Annotated in this window: 6 protein-coding genes; 5 read left to right on the forward strand and 1 reads right to left on the reverse strand. The window is 70.0% G+C overall.

Annotated features, from left to right (window positions below; all coding sequences use genetic code 11):
- Positions 1-970: 970 nt before the first annotated feature.
- The 5 genes from VIB55_RS23840 to VIB55_RS23860 all read left to right on the forward strand — a co-directional run bounded on the left by VIB55_RS23840 (position 971) and on the right by VIB55_RS23860 (position 5217).
- Positions 971-1810 (forward strand): zinc metalloprotease HtpX, encoded by an 840-nt coding sequence (locus VIB55_RS23840; protein ID WP_331879183.1) that lies wholly within the window; start codon positions 971-973, stop codon positions 1808-1810.
- Between the two features lie 158 nt (positions 1811-1968).
- On the forward strand, positions 1969-2913 hold the full coding sequence (locus VIB55_RS23845; RefSeq protein ID WP_331879184.1) for an ATP-binding protein: 945 nt from the start codon (positions 1969-1971) through the stop codon (positions 2911-2913).
- 41 nt (positions 2914-2954) lie between these two features.
- A complete protein-coding gene (locus VIB55_RS23850; RefSeq protein WP_331879185.1) occupies positions 2955-3431 on the forward strand; it encodes a peptidylprolyl isomerase in 477 nt (158 codons plus the stop codon).
- Between the two features lie 5 nt (positions 3432-3436).
- Positions 3437-4033: a hypothetical protein gene (locus tag VIB55_RS23855; protein ID WP_331879186.1), complete on the forward strand. Its 597-nt coding sequence runs from the start codon at positions 3437-3439 to the stop codon at positions 4031-4033.
- Positions 4033-5217 carry an aminotransferase class I/II-fold pyridoxal phosphate-dependent enzyme gene (locus VIB55_RS23860; protein WP_331879187.1) on the forward strand — a complete coding sequence of 395 codons (1185 nt, stop codon included), beginning with the start codon at positions 4033-4035 and terminating at the stop codon, positions 5215-5217. The genes VIB55_RS23855 and VIB55_RS23860 overlap by 1 nt, the downstream gene beginning before the upstream one ends.
- 145 nt (positions 5218-5362) lie before the next feature.
- Here VIB55_RS23860 and VIB55_RS23865 read toward each other — a convergent pair whose 3' ends face one another.
- Positions 5363-5743 carry a hypothetical protein gene (locus VIB55_RS23865; RefSeq protein WP_331879188.1) on the reverse strand — a complete coding sequence of 127 codons (381 nt, stop codon included), beginning with the start codon at positions 5741-5743 and terminating at the stop codon, positions 5363-5365.
- Positions 5744-6066 lie beyond the last annotated feature (323 nt).

The following is a 6066-nucleotide window of genomic DNA, read 5'->3' on the forward strand; positions in this document are numbered from 1 at the left end:
CTTCGAAGCCGATCCTGAGCACTGCCACCGCAGCATGGTCGCCGCCGCCCTCGCCGACTTGCTGCCGATCGAGATCCGTCACCTCGCGGCCGAGCCCGATCCCGACTGACGCCCTGCTGAGTCCGGGGAAGCCGACCGGACCTTTCGATGTCATCCCGAAGGAGCGCCCACCCCGGATCTGCCCATACGCCGTACTTCGCAGCGACTGAGGGATCCGCCACACACGCCGCGATCCGCACTGGATCATGCCCACTCCCCAGCTTGGTCCATTCGACGGAGTTAAAAGTGAAATCGGGTGCAGCCGCGGCTCTGGAGCGCTTCGGCCTGCTGTGTGGCGGATCCCTCAGTCGCTGCGTACTGCCTTCACGCGTCAGGTCTCCCGGGGCCGCTCCATCGGGATGACAGTGGCGGCTGCTGATGGCTATCGCGGCGCGTCCATCGTGAGCCGCTCAGCAGCGGCGACTCCGCCGGCTGTGACGCGGGCGTGACATTGCCTTAATCGAGCGATAATCCACGGGTGATTCCGCTGGAAGACCAACAGGCATATCTTTGTGGGCGTTGAGGTTGCGGGTCCGGATGATGGACCGCCTGGCTCGGCGGTTGCAAAGACGATAGTGAGCAGTGGGGAGTAGCCGCCGGCGCGTGCAGCGCGCCGGACCGGCGGCCGTCAAGACGGGATCGGACACGATCCCCGGCCGCCGGACGGGAAACCGGGCGAGACCACCGCGGACCTTCTGGGTCACGTGGTAGGGTCTCGCCCTTTTTTGTGTCTCGCAGCGGGAGAAGGCCGATGGTTGCGTACGTGATCTGGACGATGCTGGTAGGGCTGGCCGGGGCCGCGCTGATGCGGTGCCCCGACCGGCAGCCGCGGCTGGTGCCCGTGCCTGTGCGGGCCAGGCGCCCGCGCTGAGGCAGGAGGCGGGTCCGGGCATGTGTCCGGGCCCATGTTGAACCCGGGAGACGACGAGAGATGAACAACATCAAGGTCTTCGCGCTGATGGCCGGCCTGACGGCGCTGTTCGGCGCGGTGGGAGCCATGATCGGCGGCCAGGCCGGGATGCTGATGGCGCTGGCCTTCGCCGGGCTGATGAACGTGGTGATGTACTGGGGCTCGGCGTCGATGGTGCTGCGCATGTATGGCGCGCAGGTGGTCACCGAGCGGCAGGCGCCGGAGCTGTATGCGATGGTGGACCGGCTGCGGCAGCGCGCCGGGCTGCCCATGCCCACGGTGGCCATCGCCCCGCACGCGCAGCCGAACGCCTTCGCCACGGGCCGCAACCCGGAGAACGCGGTCGTCTGCGTAACCGAGGGGCTGATGAAGCTGGTTACGCGCGACGAGCTGGAGGGCGTGGTGGCGCACGAGCTGGCGCACATCAAGAACCGCGACATGCTGCTGCAGACGGTGACGGCCACCATGGCCGGCGCCATCAGCAACCTGGCGCAGTTCGGGCTGTTCTTCGGCGGCAGCGACGAGGACAGCAACCCGTTCGCGGGCATCCTGCTCGCGATCCTGGCGCCGATCGCGGCGATGATCATCCAGTTCGCCATCAGCCGCCAGCGCGAGTTCAAGGCCGACGCGGTGGGCGCGGAGATCTGCGGCCGCCCCCTGTCGCTGGCCAGCGCCCTGCAGCGCCTGGAGGCGGGCGCCCGCCTCGTGCCGATGCACGTGAGCCCCGCGGTGGCCCCGCTGGCGCAGGTGAACCCGCTTCGCGGCGGGGGCATCGGAAAGCTGTTCAGCACGCACCCGCCCACCGAGGAGCGCGTCGCCCGCCTCTCGGAACTCGCAACGGGGATGCGCCTGGCCGCCTGACGCCGGAAGCTGGAACGGAATCGCCGCGCTCTCCTCCGGGAGCGCGGCGATCTCTTTTCCTTCCGCACTAACGCACTCACGCACTTACGCACTTCCCTTTCACCCGCCCCCGCCCGGTGCTAAGTTCCCGGGATGATCACGCCCCTCCGCTGCGCACAATGACGCACGTCATCGCCGTACCTCCCACGCTGGACAGCGACGCCTTCGACCAGATGATCGCGAGCGCGGCCGAGAGCGGCGACGCGCGCCTGCTGTTCGACGGGCGCCACCTGCGCTTCGCCGATCCGTACGGAATGGTGGGGCTGCTGGCGCTGGGGCAGCACTTTACGCGCGACGGGGTGAAGCCCATCCTGCACTTCCCCCAGTCGCCCGAGGTGGGAAGCTATTTCACGCGGATGGGGTTCGTGGCGGCCGCCGACGCGGCGTTCGAGATGGTGGATGCGCCGCGTCCGCGGGCCAACGACGGCTCCAGCGTGCTGCTTCCCATCACCGTGATCGACACGCACGAGGACGTGCACGGGGTGATCGAGGCGCTGAACGAGCACCGCATCAGCACCCTGCTCTCCGAGCAGCTGGGGTACTCGCGCGCCGACGCCATCGCCTTCAGCATGCTGCTGAGCGAGGTGTCGCAGAACATCATCGAGCACGCCGGCGCGCCGGGGTGGGTGGGGATCCAGACGTACCGCCGCTGGCGCCGCATCGACAAGCGCGTGGTGGTGATCGCGGTGATGGACCTGGGCACCGGCTTCCGGGGATCGCTGGAGCGCGAGCACAGCAGCCGCTTCGGCGACCGCTGGGGCGATGCCACGGCGCTGGAAGCGGCGTTCATCCACGGTGTCACGCGCTTTCGCGACCCGGGGCGCGGGCAGGGCCTCAAGCAGATCCGCAAGAAGGTGGGCCGGTGGGGCGGCAAGATCGCCATCCGCAGCGGCACGGCCCGCATCTCCGACGTGCCGGACTGGGACGATTCGCCGCCCATGGCCACGGAGCTGGCCGACTTTCCCGGCTCGCAGATCCTGATCGTTCTTCCGGCCAAGGCGCCGGCGCCGCCCGCGGAGCCCGCCGCGCGCACCGCCGCCCGGCCCGGACCCGTCCGCCGCTAGTCGGCTTTCGCAATCACGCACTTACGCACCCCCAGAGGGCCATGAGCACCGTTACGTTTCAGACCAACAAGGGCACCTTCACCGCCGAGCTGTACGCCAACGAGGCGCCCGGCACCGTGCAGAACTTCACGAAGCTGGTGAAGGATGGCTACTACGACGGCATCATCTTCCACCGCGTGATCCCCGACTTCGTGGTGCAGGGCGGCGACCCCATCACCAAGGAAGCGGGCGGCGTGAACAACCCGCGCGTCGGCACCGGCGGCCCGGGCTACAACATCAAGTGCGAGACCCAGGGCAACCCGCACCGCCACGAGGTGGGCGCCCTGTCGATGGCCCACGCCGGCAAGGACACGGGCGGCAGCCAGTTCTTCATCGTGCTCAGCGAGCAGAACACGCGTCACCTGAACGGGGTGCACACGGTGTTCGGCAAGGTCACCGAGGGGCTGGACGTGATCTTTCAGCTCGCCAAGGGCGACAAGATGGAGAAGGTGACCGTCAGCGACGGCGCCGCGGCCTGACCGCCATGCTGCAAGGGCGCAGGATCGCTCCGCTTCCCATCGACCTGTACCGCGCCGCCCGCCGCTCGGTGACTTCGCTCTTCAGCAACCTGGTGACCCGCCCCACGGGGCGGGCCATCCGCACCGGGGTAGAGAGCCAGCTCGCCGAGATCGAGGACCGGGAGGTCACGTTGTCGATCCTGGACTTTTCGCAGGTCCGGGTGCTGGACTATTCCTGCGCCGACGAAATCGTCGCGAAGCTCCTGCTGCGCTACGTGGGCGACGAGCGCCCGGGAGAGGCGTTCTTCGTCGTCCGCAACGTGCAGGAGCACCACGTCGAGGCCATCGAGGCCGTGCTGGAGCGCCACGGCCTGCTCCTGGTCGCCATCCAGGACGAAGGCGACGTGGCGCTGCTGGGCGAAGCCGATGCCACGCAGCGCGCGGTGTGGGACGCCCTGGTGCGCCGCGGCCGTGCCAGCCGCGCCGACCTGGCCGACGACACCGGCGTGGCGCGCGAGGCGGTGACGGCCGCGCTGGCGCACCTCTATCTGAAGCGGGTGGCCGCCGTGCACGTGGACGGCACCATCTCGCCGCTGTCCGCCTTCGTCGCGCAGGAGGGATGATGCCGCACCCGGCCGGCCCCGGTACCCAGGCCATCCACGCGGGCGACCCCGCGCCGCGCCCCAACGCGCCGGTGGTGAACCCCATCGTCACCAGCACCACGTTCTACATGGACGCGGAGGGCCGGGGCGACCTGCTGTACACCCGCTACGGCAACGGCCCCAACCACCAGGTGCTGGAGGCTCGCCTGGCCGCGCTTGACGGCGGCGAAGACGCCCTCGTCGTCGGCAGCGGGATGGCGGCCATGGCCTGCGCGCTCCTTTCGCTGCTGCAGGCGGGCGACCACGTGGTGGCGACGGACGCCATCTACGGCGGCACCCGCGCGCTGCTTTCCAGCGAGCTGTCGCGGCTGGGGATCCAGACCACCTACGTGGACCTCTTTTCCCCCGGGTGGACGGAGGCGCTGCGCCCCGAAACGCGCGTCGTGCTGGGAGAGTCGGTATCCAACCCCATCCTGCGCGTGCTCGACGTGGCCGAGGTCGCCCGGGCGGCGCAGGCGCACGGGGCCGCGCTGGTGATCGACAGCACCTTTGCGTCGCCCATCAACTTCCGCCCGCTGGAGCACGGGGCAGACCTGGTGATGCACAGCGCCACCAAGTACCTGGGCGGCCACAGCGACGTGACGGCCGGCGTGCTGGTGGGGAGCGACGCGCGCATCGGCGAGGCGCGCAAGCGAGCGCGCGTGTGGGGGCCCGTGCTGGACCCGCACGCGGCGTGGCTGCTGGAGCGGGGGATCAAGACGCTGTCGGTGCGGATGGAGCGGCACAACCGTAACGGCGTGGAGATCGCCCGCTGGGCGCAGAGTCGCCCGGAGATTGCCCGCGTGCTCCACCCGTCGCTGCCCTCGCACCCGGACCACGAGACGGCCGCGCGCATCCTGGACGGCTTCGGCGCGATGCTGGGGATCGAGCTGCGGGGCGGCGGGCCGGCGGCCACGCGGTTCGTGCGCGCGCTGCAGCTGGCGAAGCTGGCGCCCAGCCTGGGCGGGGTAGAAACGCTGGTGTCGGAGCCGCGCCACACCTCCCACTCCGGCATGACGCCCGCCGAGCGCGCGGCAAACGGCATTCCCGACGGTTTCGTCCGCATCTCCCTGGGCATCGAGGACGCCGCGGACCTGATCGCCGACTTCGACCAGGCCCTGCGCGCGGCTGGGGACGACGCGATGGAGCGCGAAGCGGCGGACTGATCGCCGTCCCCAGCTTCCGATCGAAACGGATTCCATGCGGAGGCGCGGAGGAATACAGAGAGCCGCGGAGGGGCATCGGCGCCCTCCGCGGCTCTTCTGTTCCTCCGCGCCTCCGCGTGAAGGCCGTTCTGTCTGCCGACGCGCCTCAGTCGTCGCGGCGCAGGCGCTTCAGCCAGGCGGGCACCTCGGTGCCGGCGCCCTCATAAAGTGCCGCGATGCGGTCCAGAAGCTCGGCGCGTGCGGTCGGCTGCTGCTCGTCGGGAAGCCCGTCCAGCAGAATGGCCAGCGCGGCCAGCACCGTGTCTTCCGAGAACTCTCCCCGGCTGGCGCCCCGGTTCACGTACCACGCGGTAAGCTTGCGCAGCGTGCTTCGGTAGGGCGACGTCCCGTTGATGAAGTGCTGCAAGCCCATGGGGCTCATCGGGATCGCCCGCGCCACGGCACGCAGCGACAGTTCGGAGACGGCGCGGCGCGCCGCCTCGCGGATGGCCTCGATGGGCACCCGCCGGGGATCAGGCGGCGTCATTCGCCGCCCTGCCCGGGACCGCGGCCCTGTAGCCGCCGTCCAAACCGTTTATCTCTAGTCTTTGTACACTGGATAGTCTAGCGCCCTCGCCCGCCGTTAACAAGAGGCGCTTTCCGGCTCGCCCCAACGGGACAATGTTTACGGCGTGCACGCCATCGCGCCGCTCCGGATCACAGAAACAGGCGGATGGAAAACGGGGCCGCTCCTCGCGTGGAGGAGCGGCCCCGTGTTGCGTGCCCGGGCGCACGGCCCGGCGCGGACCTCAGCCTTCGATGCTGCGGATGATCCGCTGCGCCTCGGCCGAGAAGCGCGCCGCGTCGTCG

Origin of the sequence: Longimicrobium sp., from assembly GCF_036554565.1 — a bacterium.
Classification (GTDB): Bacteria; Gemmatimonadota; Gemmatimonadetes; order Longimicrobiales; family Longimicrobiaceae; genus Longimicrobium.

Excerpts from the sequence above, each read along its gene's own strand:
- VIB55_RS23845 (WP_331879184.1), top strand. The coding sequence starts at position 1,969 with ATGACGCACGTCATCGCCGTACCTCCCACGCTGGACAGCGACGCCTTC.
- VIB55_RS23860 (WP_331879187.1), top strand. The coding sequence starts at position 4,033 with ATGCCGCACCCGGCCGGCCCCGGTACCCAGGCCATCCACGCGGGCGAC.
- VIB55_RS23865 (WP_331879188.1), bottom strand. The coding sequence starts at position 5,743 with ATGACGCCGCCTGATCCCCGGCGGGTGCCCATCGAGGCCATCCGCGAG.
- VIB55_RS23855 (WP_331879186.1), top strand. The coding sequence starts at position 3,437 with ATGCTGCAAGGGCGCAGGATCGCTCCGCTTCCCATCGACCTGTACCGC.
- VIB55_RS23840 (WP_331879183.1), top strand. The coding sequence starts at position 971 with ATGAACAACATCAAGGTCTTCGCGCTGATGGCCGGCCTGACGGCGCTG.
- VIB55_RS23850 (WP_331879185.1), top strand. The coding sequence starts at position 2,955 with ATGAGCACCGTTACGTTTCAGACCAACAAGGGCACCTTCACCGCCGAG.